The 19532-nt window shown below is 49.3% G+C and carries 22 protein-coding genes; 19 read left to right on the top strand and 3 right to left on the bottom strand.

Annotated features, from left to right (window positions below; genetic code table 11):
* Window positions 1-18: 18 nt before the first annotated feature.
* The gene (locus tag ACTJJJ_RS16250; protein WP_440702338.1) at window positions 19-2178 is read right to left on the bottom strand and encodes a TonB-dependent siderophore receptor; all 2160 of its coding nucleotides are present in this window, start codon (window positions 2176-2178) and stop codon (window positions 19-21) included.
* A gap of 134 nt (window positions 2179-2312) precedes the next feature.
* Complete coding sequence (locus tag ACTJJJ_RS16245) at window positions 2313-2690, bottom strand: hypothetical protein (RefSeq protein ID WP_440702337.1); 378 nt, start codon at window positions 2688-2690, stop codon at window positions 2313-2315.
* A 66-nt stretch (window positions 2691-2756) separates the two neighbouring features.
* Here ACTJJJ_RS16245 and ACTJJJ_RS16240 point away from each other — a divergent pair, with 66 nt between their 5' ends.
* Window positions 2757-3023: a hypothetical protein gene (locus ACTJJJ_RS16240; RefSeq protein ID WP_440702336.1), complete on the top strand. Its 267-nt coding sequence runs from the start codon at window positions 2757-2759 to the stop codon at window positions 3021-3023.
* On the top strand, window positions 3020-3559 hold the full coding sequence (locus tag ACTJJJ_RS16235; protein WP_440702335.1) for a DUF4198 domain-containing protein: 540 nt from the start codon (window positions 3020-3022) through the stop codon (window positions 3557-3559). Before ACTJJJ_RS16240 ends, ACTJJJ_RS16235 begins: the two co-directional genes overlap by 4 nt.
* 1058 nt (window positions 3560-4617) lie before the next feature.
* Here the strand turns inward: ACTJJJ_RS16235 and ACTJJJ_RS16230 are convergent.
* Window positions 4618-5061, bottom strand: a complete 444-nt coding sequence (locus ACTJJJ_RS16230; RefSeq protein WP_440702334.1) for a helix-turn-helix domain-containing protein — start codon at window positions 5059-5061, stop codon at window positions 4618-4620.
* 546 nt (window positions 5062-5607) lie between these two features.
* Between ACTJJJ_RS16230 and ACTJJJ_RS16225 the strand changes: the two genes are divergently transcribed.
* The 17 genes from ACTJJJ_RS16225 (at window position 5608) to ACTJJJ_RS16145 (ending at window position 19531) form a co-directional block, all read left to right on the top strand.
* Window positions 5608-5784: a hypothetical protein gene (locus tag ACTJJJ_RS16225; protein ID WP_440702333.1), complete on the top strand. Its 177-nt coding sequence runs from the start codon at window positions 5608-5610 to the stop codon at window positions 5782-5784.
* Entirely contained in the window at window positions 5771-5920 is a 150-nt protein-coding gene (locus tag ACTJJJ_RS16220) for a hypothetical protein (protein WP_440702332.1), read from the top strand. Before ACTJJJ_RS16225 ends, ACTJJJ_RS16220 begins: the two co-directional genes overlap by 14 nt.
* Complete coding sequence (locus ACTJJJ_RS16215) at window positions 5886-6083, top strand: hypothetical protein (RefSeq protein WP_440702331.1); 198 nt, start codon at window positions 5886-5888, stop codon at window positions 6081-6083. The genes ACTJJJ_RS16220 and ACTJJJ_RS16215 overlap by 35 nt, the downstream gene beginning before the upstream one ends.
* The gene (locus ACTJJJ_RS16210) at window positions 6080-6313 is read left to right on the top strand and encodes a hypothetical protein (RefSeq protein WP_440702330.1); all 234 of its coding nucleotides are present in this window, start codon (window positions 6080-6082) and stop codon (window positions 6311-6313) included. The genes ACTJJJ_RS16215 and ACTJJJ_RS16210 overlap by 4 nt, the downstream gene beginning before the upstream one ends.
* 11 nt (window positions 6314-6324) lie before the next feature.
* Entirely contained in the window at window positions 6325-6672 is a 348-nt protein-coding gene (locus tag ACTJJJ_RS16205; RefSeq protein ID WP_440702329.1) for a hypothetical protein, read from the top strand.
* A gap of 180 nt (window positions 6673-6852) precedes the next feature.
* Complete coding sequence (locus ACTJJJ_RS16200) at window positions 6853-9945, top strand: DUF6371 domain-containing protein (RefSeq protein ID WP_440702328.1); 3093 nt, start codon at window positions 6853-6855, stop codon at window positions 9943-9945.
* Window positions 9946-10278: 333 nt separating this feature from the next.
* Window positions 10279-10593: a hypothetical protein gene (locus ACTJJJ_RS16195; RefSeq protein ID WP_440702327.1), complete on the top strand. Its 315-nt coding sequence runs from the start codon at window positions 10279-10281 to the stop codon at window positions 10591-10593.
* 6 nt (window positions 10594-10599) lie between these two features.
* A complete protein-coding gene (locus ACTJJJ_RS16190; protein ID WP_440702326.1) occupies window positions 10600-10785 on the top strand; it encodes a hypothetical protein in 186 nt (61 codons plus the stop codon).
* 103 nt (window positions 10786-10888) lie between these two features.
* A complete protein-coding gene (locus tag ACTJJJ_RS16185) occupies window positions 10889-11326 on the top strand; it encodes a hypothetical protein (protein WP_440702325.1) in 438 nt (145 codons plus the stop codon).
* A gap of 20 nt (window positions 11327-11346) precedes the next feature.
* On the top strand, window positions 11347-12150 hold the full coding sequence (locus tag ACTJJJ_RS16180) for an MYG1 family protein (RefSeq protein ID WP_440702324.1): 804 nt from the start codon (window positions 11347-11349) through the stop codon (window positions 12148-12150).
* Window positions 12151-12383: 233 nt separating this feature from the next.
* On the top strand, window positions 12384-13607 hold the full coding sequence (locus ACTJJJ_RS16175; RefSeq protein ID WP_440702323.1) for a hypothetical protein: 1224 nt from the start codon (window positions 12384-12386) through the stop codon (window positions 13605-13607).
* 3 nt (window positions 13608-13610) lie between these two features.
* Window positions 13611-14174: a hypothetical protein gene (locus ACTJJJ_RS16170; RefSeq protein ID WP_440702322.1), complete on the top strand. Its 564-nt coding sequence runs from the start codon at window positions 13611-13613 to the stop codon at window positions 14172-14174.
* Window positions 14175-14371: 197 nt separating this feature from the next.
* Window positions 14372-14668, top strand: coding sequence for a hypothetical protein (locus ACTJJJ_RS16165; RefSeq protein ID WP_440702321.1), 297 nt, complete (start codon window positions 14372-14374; stop codon window positions 14666-14668).
* Window positions 14649-15941 (top strand): hypothetical protein, encoded by a 1293-nt coding sequence (locus ACTJJJ_RS16160; protein WP_440702320.1) that lies wholly within the window; start codon window positions 14649-14651, stop codon window positions 15939-15941. Before ACTJJJ_RS16165 ends, ACTJJJ_RS16160 begins: the two co-directional genes overlap by 20 nt.
* Before the next feature lies 1 nt (window position 15942).
* Complete coding sequence (locus ACTJJJ_RS16155) at window positions 15943-16890, top strand: DUF6712 family protein (protein WP_440702319.1); 948 nt, start codon at window positions 15943-15945, stop codon at window positions 16888-16890.
* Complete coding sequence (locus tag ACTJJJ_RS16150; protein ID WP_440702318.1) at window positions 16887-19229, top strand: hypothetical protein; 2343 nt, start codon at window positions 16887-16889, stop codon at window positions 19227-19229. The genes ACTJJJ_RS16155 and ACTJJJ_RS16150 overlap by 4 nt, the downstream gene beginning before the upstream one ends.
* Window positions 19226-19531, top strand: coding sequence for a hypothetical protein (locus ACTJJJ_RS16145; RefSeq protein ID WP_440702317.1), 306 nt, complete (start codon window positions 19226-19228; stop codon window positions 19529-19531). Before ACTJJJ_RS16150 ends, ACTJJJ_RS16145 begins: the two co-directional genes overlap by 4 nt.
* The last annotated feature ends 1 nt before the right edge of the window (window position 19532 follow it).

Here is a 19532-nt window from a genome sequence, read left to right as displayed (position 1 = left end):
AATGCGCTGATAATCCGGTTACCAGAGTTGATAGCTAATTCCTAATCTTACATTAAATGGATCACCTAACCCTGCCAGCGTCACGCCGGAACGGCTTCCGGTGAAGTAGTGCTTGTTGGCCAGGTTATATGCATTCAACTGGACCTGGAACCTGTTTCGCTGGTACGAAAGCGCTGCATCCAGGACGATGTAAGAAGGGAAAACAAAGTTTTGATTGCTCAGCAAACCGACCTGGTCGCTCACATACCGAGCACCCGCCGCCAAACTGAACCCTTTGAGCACATTAGCAGGAAGCGCATATTTGCCCCAAAAGTTGATCTGATGCTTCGGCGCATTGGCAAATCGGTCGCCTTTTTTGCCGTAGGTGGTCGTGCTCACCAGCACGTGCTCGTTGAATGCATACCCAGCTATCAGGCTGAGCGCGTTCAGGCAGCCGGTAATGGAAAACTCACCTCCCCGGCTGCGCGTCCCATCGATCGCCGCCTGCCGGTGGGAGTTTTCTTCCGTCGGTGCGGCCGTCAGAATGTTAGCATAATTGATTTGATACAACGACAATGTTGCCGACAAGCGGCTATCGAGCACATCAGCCTTTGAACCAACTTCATACTGGGTCGCTTTCCGGGTCGGGAATGGGCCACCAGCCAGCACATTGTTGGAAGTTTGAGGGTTAAAGGATTTTAGATAGGTACCATAAATCGAGACATTCTTCACCGGCAAATACACCAATCCGATCCGGGGAATCCAGCCGGAAGCTTGCAGCTCGTCGCCCTGCTTGTTGTCCCGGTCCGAAAGCGGCGTTTCCTTCGCATTATAGCTGTCATAACGCAGTGAAAGCAGCACCTTCAGTTTACTGCCAATGCTCAGCTGGTCCTGGATATAGCCGCCGATCAGGTTCGTTACCCGCTTATTGTCATCCGACTCGTCGGCCGAAACCGAGGCGTCGGGAACACTGCCGGTATAGTTGGGGTTCAGAATGGAAATGCGGGTGGATGGTTTGTATTGATAATCGTTTTCAGTCCATCCATAACGGTTATAATCAGTGCCGACGATGACCTGATGCCCTACCGCGCCGGTTTTCGCGCTGTAAGTGGCGAAAGCGGTTGTTTGCAGGCTGAACCTGTCGGTAAGCCAATCCTGGTACCCTCGGCTGACCGAATCGTTTCTGATCCTTCCAACCGGAATATGGTCTGTAAAATCGAGCACATTTCGCACGGCCCGCTCCACGACTGTGAGTTTGAGATTGTCGTTGATCCGGTGATCGAAGGTGAGTGTGCCCGACATGTTATGGGTTTTGCCATAATCTGTCGGGCTCTGGATGGTCAGCTTGTTGGAATAATGGTTGAAATCGAAACTGCCGTCGGGCCTGGAATAAATGAAGCTACCGTTGTCGTATTGCTGAACGGCCCTGGAATAGGCATAGTTGAGTTCGAGGTTCAACGAAGTCCGGCTGTTAAAAAGGTAGGTTAGTGACGGCGCAACGAAAAGGTTCTTTTTCTCCTGATAATTCCTGAAACTCTCCCCGCGGTCATAGCCGACGATCGCCCGGTATAAAAGCTTCTTCTCACGATCGATAGGCCCGGTAAAGTCGACCGATGCGCGGCCAAATGCCCAGCTTCCCAGAGAAAGATCCACGTTTGCCCGCTTTTCAGTCAGCGGCTTTTTAGTGACAAAATTGACGACACCACCCGGAGAACCCTCGCTAAATAAAGCGCCCGATGGACCACGAAGCAACTCAACGGACTCGATATTGTAAAGCAACGGCTGCTGGCTCCACAAGAACAGGTTCCCCCGTACTCCGTTATAAAGCAGAAAACTGGCATCATTAGGCGAGTAAGCCGTAAAACCCCGTATTTGAAAGTTACCATTGCCATTGTTGGCTTTCATGCCTGTGAATGAACCGGCAATCTCATTCAACGTGAATGCCTGCCGGTCGCGCAGCACCTCCGCCGACATTACCTGCACCGATTGAGGCGTAGCAAGCAATGGCGTATTCATTCGGGTGGATGCATTGGAGGATAAAACCTGGTAGCGGTTCTTCGCTGTACTTACTACCACTTCTTCCAGTTCCTGTTCTTTGCTGATGCTATGTCGGTTCAGCGAATCAGGACTGGATTGGGCAAAGTTTTCTTCCCAGATAGTTGCGGTTAAAAGAAATAGCAACAGATATTTGATTTTCATCGATAGATACAATTAATGTGCTCACCCCGTTTCAGGAGCGAGCGAAATAGGTTTGGATGTAAGCCCATGCGTTGATCCGGATGACGGGAGAGGTCATCAGAGCTAAATGCGGCGTTTCAAATCAAAAAATCGTGTTACGCGCAGGGAGGAGGTACAAGTATGGAAAACGGTGCCTGATAGGTGGCCAGCCGATATGAAAAAATGTGTTGAGCAGCTTGTGGTAGTTGTACCGGAACGAACTCGAAATGTGCTAATTCAGAAGCGAATAGTTGGAGCATGGGGATGCTTTCAACACGCTCGCCGGTCTGCTGGTCCTGCTTCTGCTGCTGCTCTTTGAGTTTTTTAGCCAGGTAGCATTTCCCATTGCAATGGAGCTGCGGTTTATCCCGGTTTTGACAGAGGACACGCGTGATATATTCCTTGTTAAGCTTATAGTACGCAATCGTTCCCCACTGACTAAACGTCGGCAGGATCGTTGTAATAAGCCATATGTAAAGTATAAATGTACGCATCGATCGGCGCGCAAATATAGCAAATCCTAAGATATGCGTTAATTTGTGCGCTCAAAGTCGCATTTTATGAAAACAAAAAGACTGCTTTCCCTGGCTTGCCTGTTGCTATTTTGTTCATTAGCATTCGCGCACGAATTCTGGCTCGAACCCGTAAAATTCTGGCTTAACAAAAATGAAAAAGTCCGCATTGACCTGATGGTTGGTGAAGATTACACCGGCGAGCATTCGAACGGACATAAATACAAAATCGTTAAGCTGGATCACTACCATAAAGGCCAAAACACGACGTTCGCAGCAACGTTTATGGGGATAGCCTCAGTAGTATCGATATGAGCTTTGCCTCGGAAGGAAACCACCTCATTGCATTTAACAATACCAGTAAGTTTATAGAACTCGAAGCTTTGCAATTCAATGCGTACCTACGTACCGAAGGTCTGGATCATGCGGCAAAGCTTCGAGAACAACGCAAGGATACGCTGAAAGCTGGAAGGGAATTGTACCAGCGCTGCGTAAAGACGTTGATTCAGGTGGGAAAGCCAACCGATGAAACTTACGCCGTCAACACAGGTATGCGGCTTGAAATTATCCCTGCCAGGAATCCCTACGCGCAAACGGCCAAAGGCCCGATGACCTTTAAAGTACTTTTTGATAATAAGCCATTGGGCAACGCACTGGTACTGGCCTGGCATAAGGTGGGAGGGAAAACAACCCATGAATCGTTTAGAAGCGACAACGACGGGAACGTGAGTTTCTCCATTGATCAAACTGGAAAATGGATGATCAGCACGGTGCAGATGGTTCCCAATAGCGATCCAAAGCAGGCTGACTGGCAGAGCTATTGGGGAAGCTATACGTTCGGTTTTTACTGAATGATCCGTTCAATCGAAATTTTACCAAGCTGGACCGTCCTCCTTGTAATTCAACAGTACCAACAAGCAAATCGAAAACAGTGGTAACCAGATACTCATTCAAGCTAATACTGCTTGAATCGAAGTTTTGCAAAAGGATATTGAATTGAAAGTAGGCCTAAGATGTGGAGAACTCATTTAATAGAGCAAAACTTAGTTTAAAGAGCGACTAAGCTTGATGAGTAAATTGCTCCCGAAATGGTGAAATCATCGGAAAACTCAATTTGAAAGAATTTACTTCAATTAAATAATCAAAAAAATCTGTCAAGAAAAATCAGGGCTCTTCCGCATATGGAAATTTCTGGATTTGTGCTCTTTCATTAGCCACGGTGAAAAGAAAAGGATTGAAATGTCTATAATATATTTAAAACCGATTCACCAATTAACGGTTCATTCGTCAGGACATATGTAACCGTTCGTCGAAAATACGATAGTATAAATAAATTGGAGCTTCAAAATCGCTAAACTTAAATACGATTAACCGTATAGGTTAAAAGTTGTAGTAAGAAGTTTGCTAATTATCCCCTGGGTTCTGGGGGATGATTCTCTTCATCAATAGACAAAAAAGAGTGCACCGTGCATCGGCTTCGTTCGGATGCACTACTGGACAACAATTCCTCCGAGAGGCAATTGTTAATGGATCAGCTAATCCATCACGGGTTGGATGTCTTTGATCACAGGGCGGATGTTCTGGGAAGATGGTTAAAACCCCAACTGGCATTTTTACAGGATATTAGGTTAGCTATTACCCTGAACTAACTCGGTATTAGTTGCTGAAGCGCGAAATGGTGAGCTAAAAAACATAGAATCGGTGGTGGCTGAGCCGGTCAACTGAACCAAAACGACAAAAAATGTTCGACCTAAAGAAAAAGCCACTTACATATAATTTGTAAGTGGCTGATTATCAAGTGGAGAATATCGGACTATATACTAGAAACCTCTTGCCCTTTTAACCCATTAACTTTTAACTAATTATGATCTGAAACGCGATGAGCGCTTCCTTCTGCCACCGAAAGTGCCTACGCTGCTTGAGTTAACGACTCAAAGAACGAAAACTCTTTCGATCTGTCGGCGGCAGGATTAAGCTTTCCCAAAAGATCCATTAAGCGCTCAATCTGCTTATCTTTTACCGCCAACTGGCTTTGGAGTTGATCTGCCAGAGCCTTAGACTGCTCAGTCAATGCCTTGAACTGCTCTTCCAATGCAGCAAGATGTTCAAGCAAATACGATGATCCGATAGTGTTATCTGCTTTGCTATGGTTCTTCCATTTATTAAAAATGTAGTCTTTTGTCACACCGAGGACTTTCGCCCACTCTTCTATTTCTTCGTTCTTCATTTCTGAACGTCCAAATACCACATATATACCCTGTCTGCTGCGGCCAGACAACTCCGCCAACTGTCCAAGTTTGAGATTTTTCTCGTTAGCGATCTCTTTAATCACTAATCCGATAGGTGTTTCCATTTCGCTCTATTGTTAAACAAGTGTAAATACAATTACAAGTAAGTTGTTTTGCATTTGAAACGCAAATATTGACGGTTGAAATGTAAAATTCAATCCCGCAACCCCATCAAATCGCCATTTTACCCCAAAATGCCCTATCAACCATTGCACGTGGCCGCAAAATAGCAATCAAATTGATTGATATTAATACAGCTGATTTTCAAGAGAATGCAAAAACGCTGCAAATATTGCAACCTTTTTGTTTGATAATGTAAACCATTTTGATTTACATTTGAGCCGCAATCAGTAACAGTTCAATAACCACCTCATGAATATCTCACCCACGAAAAAACGGACACCTCTTGGAAAAGTACTTTTCAACCTTCCCGCCTACGAACGCGAACGCATTAAAGTAAAGCTGCTTGAAGCTGGCCTGACAGAAGGCGGCTGGCGATCGATCTATGAAAGAACTGACGGCCACCTACTACCTGTCTTTGTGCGCGACGTCATAGTCCGTGAACTACCTGATTCAGAATGCCATTTTAGACACCCAAAACTACAATACGCATGACCTCAAAAGCCCACGGCTTCGCTACCCTGGCTGTCGTTTCCACCGGTGGCGCTCTCGCGGAATTCATCGCGTCAAACTCAACCTTTTTTACTGGCGTCCTATGTGGCGGCATTTTCTCAATCGTCACCTACTCGGTGCGCAAAAGCAATAAAGAAAAGCATGGAAAGAATTGAAGCATTGCACCAACTGATCAAGCTCGTCGCCGCTATCTTCTTTCTGTATGCCACAGGCGGCATTATTAAGGATCTCCGAAACCCGATAAACATGGATGAATATGAAAAAAAGCACCGGCTCCCGCGTCGTCCCTGACCACGAGCACACTACCTACGAGCACGACCAGATCGTCTGCCCGAAATGCCTACTAAATCAAATCGCGAAAATCAAATACTCCGGATTCAAACCGGTGAAGTTCCACCGGTGCATTAACTGCACCCACATGATCACCGCAAAAGACTGGAATTCGATACTATGACTATTCAAGAAATCGTCGGAATGTGGGCAAAAGGAGCCCTGCCAGCAGACCTCGATACCCTTCGATATATGGAAGCCGAAATATTGGCCGCAGGCATTAAAGCCCTGAATGCGATCGCCGCGTCGACGGATCTGCCGATCGCGGAAAAGCTGATCGAAGAGCACAACCTACTTTCCGACATCCATGCTTGCCTGGAAATAGCAATAAACAACCTCCTACCACTCGCATAACCTTATACAAAATGGAAATGAACTGCACATTTATCCCGCTCACCATTCGCGAGCTACAAGTCGCACACATTATGATAAAATCACACGAAATGCACACACAAGGCAAGAAATCGCACGCTCACGTTTCGCTGGCCGAGAAAATTATCGCAGCTAATTTAGGTCGCAGAATCGGCGGTATATCCCGCGTGGCAATGAACTACACCGATCCCGAAAAGCAGCTGCTCCGGCAATACAATCAAGAGTACTGCGAGCGTCTGGCAAAAGCCCTTTCTAAGGCAAACGAGAGCGATCAGGCCGAAATAATGGCACGCTACGCCACCGCCACCAACATTCAAATGCTATTCTCACCGCGACGTTAGCGCCCGCCCGGTAGGCGCTCATTTCCAAGAGTGAAAGGAGGGTTTAAATCAGCTGCTCGTGCCGGAGCTTTCCGGCATTGAGCGCCTACCGGCACTTTTCCATGCAACCACGTTTGCGGCTGCACGTTCCCCCGATCCATTAACCCGCGCGGCCATTACTGGCCAAAATTTGACATTACCATGCAATCAAACGAGTATCCTTTCCGGCTCGAAAAACACCCAAAGAAAAAAGAAGCCTGCCCGTCCTGCGGACATCCGAAAGTATTCAGGTACTACGAAGACCTAAACGGAAACCGGCTCGAAGATTTCGGGATCTGCGACCGGCAAAATAATTGTGGCTATCACGCTCCACCAAGGGGAATAAAGAGCGAGGGAGCCAAAGAAGCCCAGCCCCAGTCAGAGATCGAGCAGGTTTTCCCCGAAGGGAAGCAGCTCGACCGCATCGTTTCCGCCATAAAAAGGATGCACTCCAACCTGCACACATTCGCGCAGGACATTCTCGGAATCCCAAACAGCCATTTTAAAAAATGGGGTGTCGGCACTGAATTCAAACTAACCGTTTACGCCTTCCGGAACCGCGAATCCCGTATCGTTAATGCAAAATATATGCAGTACCGGACGGATGGAAAGCGGGAGAAAGCACACGAAAGTTTCAGCCTCAAACAGGACGAAAACCAGCCCTACAAGCGGTTTATGCTTTGTCTTTTCGGGGAGCACCTGCTAGATCCAGACAAGCGCAGGACGGTAATCGTCGTCGAGTCCGAGAAATCGGCGGTTATCGCCTCCTATTTCTACCCGCAATTTGATTGGCTCGCCTGTGGTGCAAATACCGGACTTTCTGACGCAAAGATTCCCGCCGTTTTCGGTCGTCATGTGATCTGGCTTTGTGACGCCGATAAAGCAGGCAGACCCGGCAAAAGTAACAGCAGCATCCGGAAGCTGGCCGCGTACCATGTGAGCCACCAAATTATCGACCTGTTCCCCGATCGCGAAGACGGCTACGACATCGCCGACCACATTATCGACCAGAGAGGGCAAAAGCTGGTCGACCTGGACGATGCCACGCTGGTCGGGCCGAAATTGCTTTCGGTAGCTAGGGAGCAACCCGGCACCGACGCTGATCAGAGCGCGGACACCATCGACGGAGACGAAACGGGCACCGAACAGCTGCCGGTCGAGCTGGCCACGTCGCCCGCAGATCCGGGCGCAGCTGCTGCCGACACCGGAGAAAATGTAGCAACAAATGTAACCATTAGTCACATTGAAGAAAAAGCGGAAGAAGTCGACGACGAAGAGGAAGACGAGAGTTTTTTCGAGGACGACGAATCGCCACAGGTAGGACTTCCGAAGCAAGTCTGGCACACGCCGGAGATCCGCAAAATGTTCCGCAAATATGGCTTTGTCGAGTGGGCTGGCCGCTACTGGTTTTCGACTTACGACGGCAAGACTTTCAAGTTTTCCGCAGGTAGCAATTTCACCATACGGCCGCTATTCCTGATCATTTCCAAATCCAACCCGAAACGGATCTACGAGGTAAGTAACTGCTACAAAAAGTCGAAAGTGGTCGATCTGGAACCGGGCGAATTTGTGCAGCTCGACGGCTTCCGGAAAAACGTCGAGTCGCAGGGCAATTTCATTTTTATGGGTAATCAACTACAATTTATGAAGGTAAAATCTAAACTTTTCGACGAGTCAAAGGAGGCCGAAGAAGTGAAAACCTTGGGCTACCATCCAGACGGCTTTTATGCTTATGCAAACGGCATTCAGACCCTCCCGGCCAGCGCTACTGCCGCAGCTGCCCGACCAAAGTTTACACCGCTCGACAAAGACGGCTATGGCATTGTCGAACATGGCGAAAAACGCTACTTCCTACCACCGCTTTCGAAGATCTACAAGAATGACGAAGACGAGTACCAGAACGCCAAAAAGTTTATTTTCAATCAGGGCACTGTCACTTTCGGCGAGTACGCCCGCGACTTCTGCGGCGTGCATGGCGATAATGGCCGCATCGGTCTATTATATTATGTATCCTGCATTTTCCGCGACATTATATTCGACCGCTTCCGCTGTTTTCCGCACCTGTTCCTTTTCGGACCACCACAGACCGGTAAATCGACGATGGCATGGTCAATCAGTTATTTGTTTGGCCGCGCCCGGCCACCGTTCGCTTTGAACACAGGAACGTCGGTCGGTTTTTACAAGCACTTCGCCGAATTCCGGAACGCGGTAGTATGGTTTGACGAGTATCTGAATAGCATCGATTGGGGACGCGTTCAATCCCTCAAAACAGCCTACGACGGTAACGGGCATACAAAGTCAGATATGACCCGCGACAACCGTAACAAATCGATCCCGGTGTCGTCTGGTTGCATTGTATCCGGGCAGGAGCTGCCGACCGCAGACATAGCACTATTTACCCGGTGCATCCTTTTACAATACGATCGGACGGACTTTAACCATGAAGAGCGCCAACTACTCGACCGTTTCCATCTGCGCGGAAAAAACCTCGAATTCGGCCACATCACCGCCGAAGTCTCGGTACACCGCGAGCTGATCGAAAACAAGTTTTTTGAGGTGTATAACGAACAATTTGAGCACTTAAAAAGCAGCTTTTCGAAACATGGTATCGACGACCGTCTGGTAAAAAATATGTCGGTGCTACTCTCAACTTTCGAGGTTCTTAAAGACGTGCTGCAGTTCCCATTTACACAGGCCGAGATCCGGGCGACTGCCGGGCTAATGCTCAAAAAACAGAATTCGCTTATTGCCGGAAGCAAGGAAACGAGCACCTTCTGGAATCTGGTAGAATATATGTACCGTCAGCGCATGATCAAGGAAAACGAAGATTTTGTAATCAAGTCCGTGCCGACCCTGACTGTCTACGAAAACGGAGAAAGTACCGAAAAGACGCTCGACGACGGCAAGCCCCGAAAAGTCCTATTTCTGCGTCTCGGAAAGATTCAGCCGCTTTACCTCGAATTACACCGGAAGCAGTACGGCAAAAACGGCCTCGATACAGGTTCTTTAAAGCACTACCTGATCCATTCAAAAGGCTTTCACGGCAGCATTCGAAACGTCAAGTTCGGCGGCTCCCCGACTTCGGCTTTCGCTTTCGACTACGAATTCATGACCGATTCGATGGACAGTTTCAGCCTCGAAGGATTGAACGAGGAGATGGATTCAGACAATAATTCCGTAGGCGGCATAGGCAAATCCACTGATAATCAATCAAAAAGCAAAGGAAGCAGCAGCCGCAAGGCAGACCCGTTTTAGGAACCATGATTTTCCTTGCCTACCGTGCCTACGGTGCCTACGCCCCCTCTCTCTATTTAATAAATAATTGATTATTAAATAAATAAATAATGGTAAAGGGAAAGAAAAGCGTAGGAAAGCGTAGGCAAACCGTAGGCAACCGTAGGCAAATGGGTCTGAAATGGCTACAAAAGTGCAAATGCCTACGAAAACGGGCATTTGCCTACGCTAAAAAGCATTTGCCTACGGCCTTAAAATTGATAACTCACTAAAAAGCAGGCACTAACCGAAAGCGTAGGCACCGTAGGCATGGTAGGCACGCAAAACAGGTACCCCTGGGTAAACTTGGTAAATATGATTCTCGACTGGATTAAAAGAACCCCGGTTCAACCGTCACCAGATCTTAACTATCCGATCTACCTGCGAACGGGAAGCGAGCACTACTTCGTGAAGATAAAATCGCCCACAGAATACACTTGGCTAGTTCGCATCGACTCGGAAAATTTCAATGCGTGGGCGTCTGGTTCAGCCGAAAGCCACCCCGACGAGTACTTCGACATCGAGCACCTAATAAAGCTGTGCATAGTGATCAAAGAAAAAGACTACATGACTCGGCTGGCCGCAATGATCGACTACTACGCGGGAATGAAAAATCGCTTAAAACTCTAACAGATAATGGAACAAATTAAAGCCGGGCAGGTATGGGAAGCCAGAAACAAAACTACCCACAAGATCGACGAAGTAATGCAGGAAAACGGCTCGACGCCGGTGCGCTCGCAAGATCAATACTGGCAACTTAACGGACGATATTGGAGCGACGCCTACCAGCACCAGAAAGATCTGATCCTTAGGATCTCTTAAACTAAGCCCGCCAACGTTCCTGACATTGACTTTTATCCAACATATTGATATTATTGTTATCTAATAAGCACTTCATTAAAGATACTAAAAATATCAATTACACATGAGACTGAATTATTCGACGCTGGCGCATACGTTGCACAGCCGTTTACAACTGATCCGGAATAAGCTGGATTTTGAGCCGGGCATGGAACCATCGCAAATGGTGACCAGGAACTTGAAATATTTCGAAAAGGCGGGCGAGTCGGTTCAAAAACACCATAATTTCCGCAGTAACCGGTCTGACTTTGTCGACGCTGCTGAGTTGTTTATGTCGACGGTCGAGCCGACCGATTTAAGTACCGAGCAAGCGCAGTATATGGTCGAAGCCTACCACACTGGAGACAAGAACTGGTACCCAATTTCCGAGGAAACGCTTTCGAATGGGATGTCGGGTGAAATTAAACCATTGACGCTGGAAGCCGCGAAAAAGTTGCACGCATGGCTGGCTAAAAACGGTGGTCAAGCTTATGCCCGGATCAGTAACTATAAAAAGCCTTAACTGATCAAACCATGTTTAAAATGAATTTTCATACCGTTGTTACCCACGATACAACCTTCCACGCCGACGATGTTTTTGCCGTCGCCATGCTCACCCAATTTCACGCCGGGTTTAATCTGATCCGGACGCGGGACAAAAGCATTTTACACTATGCCCGGCTCGATCCCCAGATCGTCGTACTCGACGTGGGCGGTCGATACGAACCTGAAAAGCTAAATTTCGACCATCACCAAGATACTGCGCTGCCGTCTGCCGCAAGTCTGGTTTACCGGTATTTTAAAAATCGGATCTGTCCCCAGCCTGCGCAGCCCTATTTCGAGGAATTTGTTTCGGTCATCGATCTGCTCGACACCAACCGTGGCAACATTTACGGCCAGCTCGACACGCTTCCCGCAGGCTTTCGCACGGTGGATAACTTGATAAAGGGCTTTAACCGGGACGTAACAGATCCTGCGCAGCAGGACAAACAGTTTCGCCTTGCCGTCGATTTCGCTGTCGATATTGTCAAGAATGAAAAGCATTATGCGCTGCTGCGGAACCGGCTCGAAAACGATTACCAGAAACGCGAGATCTTGCCGAATAATGTGGCAGTGCTCACCGAATACCACCCGGACTGGAAAGCGAAGAAAGAACACGTTTTTGCGGTGATGCCACATGCGAACGGCTGGCAGATACAAAGCCGCGACACAACGATCGACAAGGTGCCCGAATCAATTTCCAAATGCAACGGCTTTATTTTCCGGCATGGTTCCGGATTCATGGCAGTATTGAGAGACAGAAAGGTCGCAGTCGATTACGCAAGTTCACTACCTATGCACCGTTGATGACCCACACCAGTTTTATGGTGAAAGCCCTGCCGAATCACTCCAGGGCTTTTCTCCATCTGAATCAATTTAACGAAATTATAGATCATTGATCGAAGGAGCAGTTTAATTGGTCGACCAAATAAGTTAATTCGTCTAAAATGTATTATTCAGCATTGTAAAACGGTTCTCTCAATTGTCCTCACGATATTACCTTTGTAAAAATTCACCTACTCATCCTAAATCAGATTCAAATGAAGAAAAGTGTTATTTTCTTATTTCTGGTACTGAGCTATATCGGCTGCAAAAATCCCGGGAGTGATGTCGCAGAACCGATATCTGGCGCTAACGACACCTTCTCAATCGAGGAAGCGAAAAAGCAGTATCACAATCAATTGGTTGATGATAAACTTTCGAGAAAAGGAAAGGGAAAATCTGAAAAAACAAATAGGCGACTTATTAATTGGGAAAACGCTTACACAGAATACCTCACAGACGGTAGCCCGGTCAAAATTATTCCATTTAGACTAGAGGAGGAAATCTACACGAAGTTGAAAGATGGCACTACCGTTTCGTATTCAGATATAACGAAACTAGTTGTCACAAACACAAAGGGAAAATACAAGTATGAGGTTATGACTGAGATCCCCGACGCTGACAACCTAAAAGGGAATCCCGATTTTTCTTTCAGCGGGATTAGATGGATCGAGGATATTAATGGCAACTTTGAAAGTGGAATTTATACGAAAAATGGGAAGGTCGCTTACGAAATTGCTCCGCAAACAAGTGAGAATGGGAGAACATCAACAGAATCGCCAATATGCATAATGGCAGAAAACATCGATTGGTTTTCATGTCCTGTAATTGATGGGGTTGTAATTTTCCACTCTTGCCAATTCATGCATACAGAAACGAAATGCTATGCGTGGTCAGGCGGAGGCGGCGGCGGCGGCGGCGGTAGCACTGGTGGAGGCGGTGGAGGTACCGGAACAACTGGTGGAACTGTAAGTAGCATATGGGAGTTAGGGGCTGCAGAAAACATTATCAAAACTGCTCGTATACGGTGGTGCAATTGGCCTTTCACAAGAGTTGGAACGACAACTTGGCAAGCTGCAACTGTAAAAAAGATCAGAATAGGTCTCATCCCTGACGGGCCAATTGAGATGACATTGGACGTAGGTGTCCCCTACTGGTCTGAGCAACAGCAGCGCATCATTCACCAGAAAGAGGCGCAAGAAAAAGCCGAAGCATCCGCGTGGGAGGCAATGGTAGAAGTGGAAAAGATGTACAACAGAGGACAAGTGACCGCGGCTACGGTACCGTGGGAGATAGCAAAGAGAATGCAAAAAAAATTGAATCAAAAAATGGGATTTGTTACCGATGTTTGCAAGGTTTCTAACTCTGAAGGGACGAATGGACCCGTTACCGGTTCTTCAACGTGGCACAATCCCGGCATTATCTGTCCAGGTCAACAATAAAAAATGGCAATAGAAGAAATATTTGATACCGTATACAGGTATTACCCGAAAAATCGAACCATCGCTCAATTCAGCGAACCAGACACCTCGCCAGAATTTCAAAGAAGAAAAGATCGGTGCGAAGAGGCTAATTTGAATGAATCGGCGAACTGGGAGGCGTTCAAGAGTGCTTTAAATCAATACTTACATCTCATAAACTCTGGCGCAGCGGATTACACTCGCTTCGGGTTTACGCCGTCTTACCTGCTTGAAATTGGACTTGGTAAAATTCGCAACTCGGATGGGCTGCTAAAAAATCAGAAACTAGTCTACGTTGTAATAAGTATTATCGTGCCATTTTGGTGCTTCCGATTCTACGATGAAACTACCGAAGACAATTGGCGTTATAGCACAAAGGACTCGTTCGAGGCGGATTTTATTGACAATTTGAGCAAATTGATCGAAAAGTACTTTCCCCAACATAAACTTATGCCTGAGGAAGTCGCAAAAACTACTGTTGCGGGGATAATAACGGAAAATGTAGGCACGAGAGATGCTACGATTTTTGAAACGGTTTTTGTAGACTAGATTTTTTTAAGTCATTGTACAATAATTAATCCTCTACAGCCCAGTGCCTTGGTCACTGGGCTTTTCCATTTTGGGAGCTACCGCTAGGCAGCTTTTGTAGTTTAAATCCTGTCCTTCTCCCCTCGCCTCCGTGCCTGCAACTTCGCAGAAAAGAAAAGCACGTGGCAGTCAAACAAGTAATTAAACGTAAGGTAGCAATGGCATGGCTCCGCGCCGACGATTCGCGCGGCCAGCCCTCCATTCATTCGGTAAAATACCGCAAGCTCGACCACACGATCGGCTATAAAGCCTGTGTATCGAAAAGTTTCCGTCACCTACCGGGCGCGTCCAAATTCAAAGGCGACCTGAAAGAGGCGCATGAGTTCCTTTTCGTGAACCATGACGAGGCCAGCGAATCAAAGAAGCATTTCAGAATAAAGATCGATCTACTCATCGAGGTAGACGGTCACATCATAGACCACACTAACGGAGAATATGCTACAACTCGGATCTAATCTGTACCTGATGAATCAGGGCACATCCAGCGCGTCCCTGCTACAAATGACGGGTGGGGGCGCGGGTATCGACACGAGCTTTGGCGGCTCGTACTGGCCGCAGCTCGATTTACTCGACCACGTCCGCTGGGGCTTCGGCGACAACCAGCCGAACCTCATGCGTAAACTGATCACCCGCAATACAATGGTTCGCCCGCTGCTCGAATCGCTTCGCGATATGATCTACGGCAGCGGCGTCGGCTTTTTCAAACGCTCGGTCGATGCCAAAGGCCAGCCGCAACTGATCCCCTACACCGACGCGCTGCTCGACGAATGGAGCGAGGCGACCGAATTGCAGGACTATTTCATTTCCGCGATAAACCAGCGGGTCGACACCGCGAATGTCTTCACCCGGTGGGAATATGATCCGCGCGACAACTGGTTCAAATTGTCGGTTTCGGATAGCTTTTCGACCCGGATCGGGGCGATGGCAGGGAAATCCGGAGAATACCACGTAAACCCCTATTTCGGCCACTTTCCGAGCTTCATTTCGAGCGATACCGACCGGATTAAGGCATTTAACCGGCTCGATTGGGAATACAACAAAGCGCGGACGGTGACGATCAGCCACGCGAAGGAGAATATCGCCGGGCAACCGCACTACGCCTTCGCTTCGTGGTGGTGCGCACAGGACGCGATCGAGCTGGCAAACCTGATTATGGCATTCCACAAAAACGGGATTCTCAACGGCTACAATATCAAATATCTGATCAGGATGCCGCAGGACTATTTCGATAGCCAGGGCGGTCGAAGCGTCGAAGCAAAAGACACAAAGAAGCGGTGGGGCGATTTCTCCGACAACCTTTCCAAATGGCTCGCCGGTACCGACAATGTCAATAAGTCAATGCTCATTAAGTACCTGCGCGGGACGGACGGAAAAATGCTCGATAACGTCGATGTGGTACCGCTCAAAAACGAAATGTCCGACGATGCCTACGACAAAGTCTGGCAGACCGCGCACCAAAGCATTGCGAACTCGGTCGGTATCCTGCCGACGCTCGCCGGGGTGAATCCGGGCAAGGGTAACGATTCCGGTTCCCAGATCCGGGTAATGGCCGATTTCCAGAGTGAATACCGAACGCCGATCCACCGCTACCTGACGCTGAAACCGATCAACCAGCACCTGAAATTCATGGGGTATAAGAACGTAGTCGCGGCCGTAAAAGGTGTGCAGCTGACCACGCTCGACGTCGACCCGAACGGCAAACAAGCAAGTTTAAACACTGGCCAATAAAATGGAAATCACACTAACCACACTAAAAAAACACATCGGCGGCGTCCAAACCAGCCTAAAAATGGACACCGTCCTGCCCTTCGTGAAAGTCGCCACGCGCGACTTTCGCAAGGCGATCGGCGCGGAATTGTTCGCAGCCCTGCCGGGGCTATCTGCCGACCTTTTGGAGAGCGCCGAAGGGTGTGTCGTTTGGGCGGCTTACGACAAGGCCGTCCCGCATTTAAAGATCCGCGTCGGCGATTTAGGCATGGCGAAAAACTCGCCTGCCAATACTGTCGCTATTACAAAATGGGAGTACGTCGACACCCGCGAGGCGAACGTCGCCATGATCGATTTGTTTCAGGAATTTTTCTGGGAAACCCTCGAAGAAGAAATGCCGCAGGCATGGACAAGTTCGCAAGCGTACCGCGAACGGAACCGGCTGTTTCTCCGGAGCGCGACCGAGCTGGGACACTATGCTCCGCTGGTGGGCAGAAACAGCCGGTTCTTTGCGGATCTGATCAAGTTTGTGAACCGGGCAGAAAATGAATACATCGCCCCGCTGATCACCCGCCCCGTATTCCGTGCCCTGAAAACCCGCTGGCAGGATGCCGAAGTCGAGCTAACCGAGATCGAGCGCGAACTGGTTGAAAAAATCCGTTTCGCGGCCGCATTCCTGACCCTTCACGAGGCATACCCCTACCTGCCGCTTTTGGTCGATAACGAAGGCGTCCGGCAGATCCGGAAGAAGGACGGAATTCGTGAAGAAGACATCGGCGAAAAATCCTACCGACAGGCGCAACGTCGGCAGCTCTGGCAAGACGCGCAGCTCTACCTGTCGCAGCTCACCGAATTCATGGAAGAAGTCGCAAGCCCGACCATTTTCCCCGAATACTACGAAAGTAAAATCGCCTTGTCTTCGTGCGATGAAACCGAAGACTACACACACAAACCGCATGTTGTTATATGAAAAGGTTGTTTTTGCTGACCCTGCTCGCATTGTGGCAGCTGAGCGCGAGTGCCCAAAATTTGACCATTACCCTACCCGATACATTGGTCGGCAAAGAATGGGTTAAAAACTATGTCCGTAGCGTGCTGAAAGATCAGGGTGGCGTGAAAGATCCCGACCCGGTCGAGCCGACGACACCCGCAAAGGAGCCATGCAAAACCGGGCCAACCTTGAACGGGGTTTATAACGTCACCGATCGCAGCCTGATCGGCCAATTTCACGGCGAGAAGGTTTTCGAAATCAGCTGGACAATTAAGGATCTGGCCGGTAATACCCTGCGCTCCGGTTCCGTTTCGCCGAACAACGCCCAGCCGCTGATCCGATTCGACCAGCCATTGCTCGCAGGCAATTATACCCTGATCTACGAGGGCAAAAATTGCATCTCCCAGCCCAGCCCGTTTGGCTTTACCGTACCGAAGCAATCCGGGGACGTGGTGATCCCTCCAACCAAACCCGACCCGAAACCGCCCGTCGACGGTGGCGGCACTGCTCCCGGCACCACCGCGCCTGGGCAACTCGTGACGATCGCGAAGGGTATGGACGAGCACATGAAACTAACCGCCCGTGATTCTGCGGGGGTTAGGCTCGTGAGTGACTTGTCAGCCGACGACCGGGGCGACCGGTACAATTACCGATACCTGATCGGATCGGACATCGTCACACAAGACAAGCCGCTGAAAAACTACGTTCTGGCCGGAAACAACCCGATCGGCTTTCTAAAAATGAAGCTGCGCAAGGATCTGAATACGATAAACCAATGGGGAACCGGGCAAGAGGGGAATAACGGCTACTATCAACTGGACGGCGGGGAAAGTTTCAGTCATAACACCAGCTACCCGTTCCACACTTTCTTTGCTAAAACCGCACAAGATCCGGGATCGCCCGCTGCTGCTGGCTTTTTAAACCACGTGCCGCAGGGCTACGACCCCAGCGGGCAACAGGTTCAATGGGCAGACATCGCCGAAGACCTGCAGCTGCCCACCGGGCACTTTTGGATTAATGGCTGGAAACCGTGGGGCGTCGATAAAGTATTTGCGAAGGGTGTAACGCACCTGCCGCACCTGTCGCTGCCGTGGAACGAAGCGGACGGAAATAAGCAGGTCGTCGAGCTGAAAAACGCCGGGAAGACTTACAACGACGTCCCTCGCTTAGAGGCATTTTTAGGGCTGCACCCAACCGGAGCCGAAGGGCTCTGGCCAGATGGTACCTCGAAGTCATGGTGGCCGAATGGCGCATTAGACCGGGAAACCTCAATACAAAAAGCGGATCAGGCCGACGTTTCCGACGCGATCTGGATCGGGGAAACCTCGGAAAACGTCTCATGGCAGCGCGACGACGCGGATATGTGGCGCCACTTTTACGCCCGCTTGCGCCAGCGGTACGACGAGCGTTTTAAAAGCCGGGGTATCCCTTACGAAATTTGCCATAATTACTTCTGGCTGGGTGGCGAATCGCTAGTCCATAATAAGGGCGCTGACTATTACAAAGGCATTTTCAGGCGAACGCCAGAGCAGCTACCGCAGACCGTTTACTCGCCGGGCGGCACGCTTTTCAGCACGACGATGATCGTCGAAGCGGTCTACCTGAATGCGCCGGATCTGACCCTTCGCCAGCCTTTGGAGCTGATCTTCCGGCTCGCCTATTTCAAGCATTTGGGCTACAATGCCGGAGTATTCCTTTTCGGGCAGTATGAGACGCGCCCAAACAATAAACACGAAATCCGCTACGATGACGGCACCTATTTCAGAAACGATAAAGCGCCGATCGATCCGGGCACCCACATTGCAAACGGGTTTCTTTCGCAGGTTTACGGGAACCTGTTTTGTGAATGGGGCGGCTCCACAAAAGTCGACTCCAAAAATCTGGATTACCGTTTCCTGAACGGCGACTGGTACCCGACCGGCTCGACCACCCCGCAGGGCGGCTTTTCGCACCTTTGGAAACATGACGGCGAGATCTACTTCGGCTACACTGGAAGCACCGATCTAAGCTACTTCGGCCAGCGCCTATATGCATTAACGTTCGGGAAGACAGCAGGCGGGCATCGTCAATACCTGCGCTTCCGCGTCGATGGCGGCAGCTGGATCACGCCCGACCAAACGGCGATAAACGAGGTAATCGACGCCTACTACGAAAAACGGGGCTTTGTCCTTTCTGAAACGAAAAACGGGGCTACCGCGTGGTTTTACATGAACCGGTACGCGGACAATAAGCCGCACACTTTGGAGGTTGAGCTGCCAAACGGCCAAATCGTCAAAAATACCGTGGCGGGCGGTGGTATTCACGCTAAAATTCAATGAAACTGACCCGCAAACCATTTTTCAAAGTCGCGCTGGCCGTTTTGGTCGGCGTGGCGATCGCCTGGGCATTTTGGCCGGGCACCTATCCAACCCCGACCGCCCAACCCGTCGACAGCGCCGCTTTTTACCGCCATAAGGAGCAGGAACACCGGGAAGCGGGCGACAAAATCCGCGCCGATAATGAAAAACTCTGGAAGGCTTACCGCGATACTGCTGCTATGCGTGCTCCCGGCTGGCATAGCCTGCGCACAAGATACCGAGACAGCATTCAGTCGCAAATACGAAGAAAGTTTGCTCGATAGC

This window comes from Dyadobacter sp. 22481, from assembly GCF_052044875.1.
Classification (GTDB): Bacteria; Bacteroidota; Bacteroidia; order Cytophagales; family Spirosomataceae; genus Dyadobacter; species Dyadobacter endophyticus.
Note: the sequence above shows the minus strand (reverse complement) of the source record. Positions and strands in the feature narration are given on the sequence as shown.

What these genes read in the sequence shown, in the direction of transcription:
- ACTJJJ_RS16250 (WP_440702338.1), bottom strand. Translation starts at nt 2,178, where the DNA reads ATGAAAATCAAATATCTGTTGCTATTTCTTTTAACCGCAACTATCTGG.
- ACTJJJ_RS16245 (WP_440702337.1), bottom strand. Translation starts at nt 2,690, where the DNA reads ATGCGTACATTTATACTTTACATATGGCTTATTACAACGATCCTGCCG.
- ACTJJJ_RS16240 (WP_440702336.1), top strand. Translation starts at nt 2,757, where the DNA reads ATGAAAACAAAAAGACTGCTTTCCCTGGCTTGCCTGTTGCTATTTTGT.
- ACTJJJ_RS16235 (WP_440702335.1), top strand. Translation starts at nt 3,020, where the DNA reads ATGAGCTTTGCCTCGGAAGGAAACCACCTCATTGCATTTAACAATACC.
- ACTJJJ_RS16230 (WP_440702334.1), bottom strand. Translation starts at nt 5,061, where the DNA reads ATGGAAACACCTATCGGATTAGTGATTAAAGAGATCGCTAACGAGAAA.
- ACTJJJ_RS16225 (WP_440702333.1), top strand. Translation starts at nt 5,608, where the DNA reads ATGACCTCAAAAGCCCACGGCTTCGCTACCCTGGCTGTCGTTTCCACC.
- ACTJJJ_RS16220 (WP_440702332.1), top strand. Translation starts at nt 5,771, where the DNA reads ATGGAAAGAATTGAAGCATTGCACCAACTGATCAAGCTCGTCGCCGCT.
- ACTJJJ_RS16215 (WP_440702331.1), top strand. Translation starts at nt 5,886, where the DNA reads ATGAAAAAAAGCACCGGCTCCCGCGTCGTCCCTGACCACGAGCACACT.
- ACTJJJ_RS16210 (WP_440702330.1), top strand. Translation starts at nt 6,080, where the DNA reads ATGACTATTCAAGAAATCGTCGGAATGTGGGCAAAAGGAGCCCTGCCA.
- ACTJJJ_RS16205 (WP_440702329.1), top strand. Translation starts at nt 6,325, where the DNA reads ATGGAAATGAACTGCACATTTATCCCGCTCACCATTCGCGAGCTACAA.
- ACTJJJ_RS16200 (WP_440702328.1), top strand. Translation starts at nt 6,853, where the DNA reads ATGCAATCAAACGAGTATCCTTTCCGGCTCGAAAAACACCCAAAGAAA.
- ACTJJJ_RS16195 (WP_440702327.1), top strand. Translation starts at nt 10,279, where the DNA reads ATGATTCTCGACTGGATTAAAAGAACCCCGGTTCAACCGTCACCAGAT.
- ACTJJJ_RS16190 (WP_440702326.1), top strand. Translation starts at nt 10,600, where the DNA reads ATGGAACAAATTAAAGCCGGGCAGGTATGGGAAGCCAGAAACAAAACT.
- ACTJJJ_RS16185 (WP_440702325.1), top strand. Translation starts at nt 10,889, where the DNA reads ATGAGACTGAATTATTCGACGCTGGCGCATACGTTGCACAGCCGTTTA.
- ACTJJJ_RS16180 (WP_440702324.1), top strand. Translation starts at nt 11,347, where the DNA reads ATGAATTTTCATACCGTTGTTACCCACGATACAACCTTCCACGCCGAC.
- ACTJJJ_RS16175 (WP_440702323.1), top strand. Translation starts at nt 12,384, where the DNA reads ATGAAGAAAAGTGTTATTTTCTTATTTCTGGTACTGAGCTATATCGGC.
- ACTJJJ_RS16170 (WP_440702322.1), top strand. Translation starts at nt 13,611, where the DNA reads ATGGCAATAGAAGAAATATTTGATACCGTATACAGGTATTACCCGAAA.
- ACTJJJ_RS16165 (WP_440702321.1), top strand. Translation starts at nt 14,372, where the DNA reads ATGGCATGGCTCCGCGCCGACGATTCGCGCGGCCAGCCCTCCATTCAT.
- ACTJJJ_RS16160 (WP_440702320.1), top strand. Translation starts at nt 14,649, where the DNA reads ATGCTACAACTCGGATCTAATCTGTACCTGATGAATCAGGGCACATCC.
- ACTJJJ_RS16155 (WP_440702319.1), top strand. Translation starts at nt 15,943, where the DNA reads ATGGAAATCACACTAACCACACTAAAAAAACACATCGGCGGCGTCCAA.
- ACTJJJ_RS16150 (WP_440702318.1), top strand. Translation starts at nt 16,887, where the DNA reads ATGAAAAGGTTGTTTTTGCTGACCCTGCTCGCATTGTGGCAGCTGAGC.
- ACTJJJ_RS16145 (WP_440702317.1), top strand. Translation starts at nt 19,226, where the DNA reads ATGAAACTGACCCGCAAACCATTTTTCAAAGTCGCGCTGGCCGTTTTG.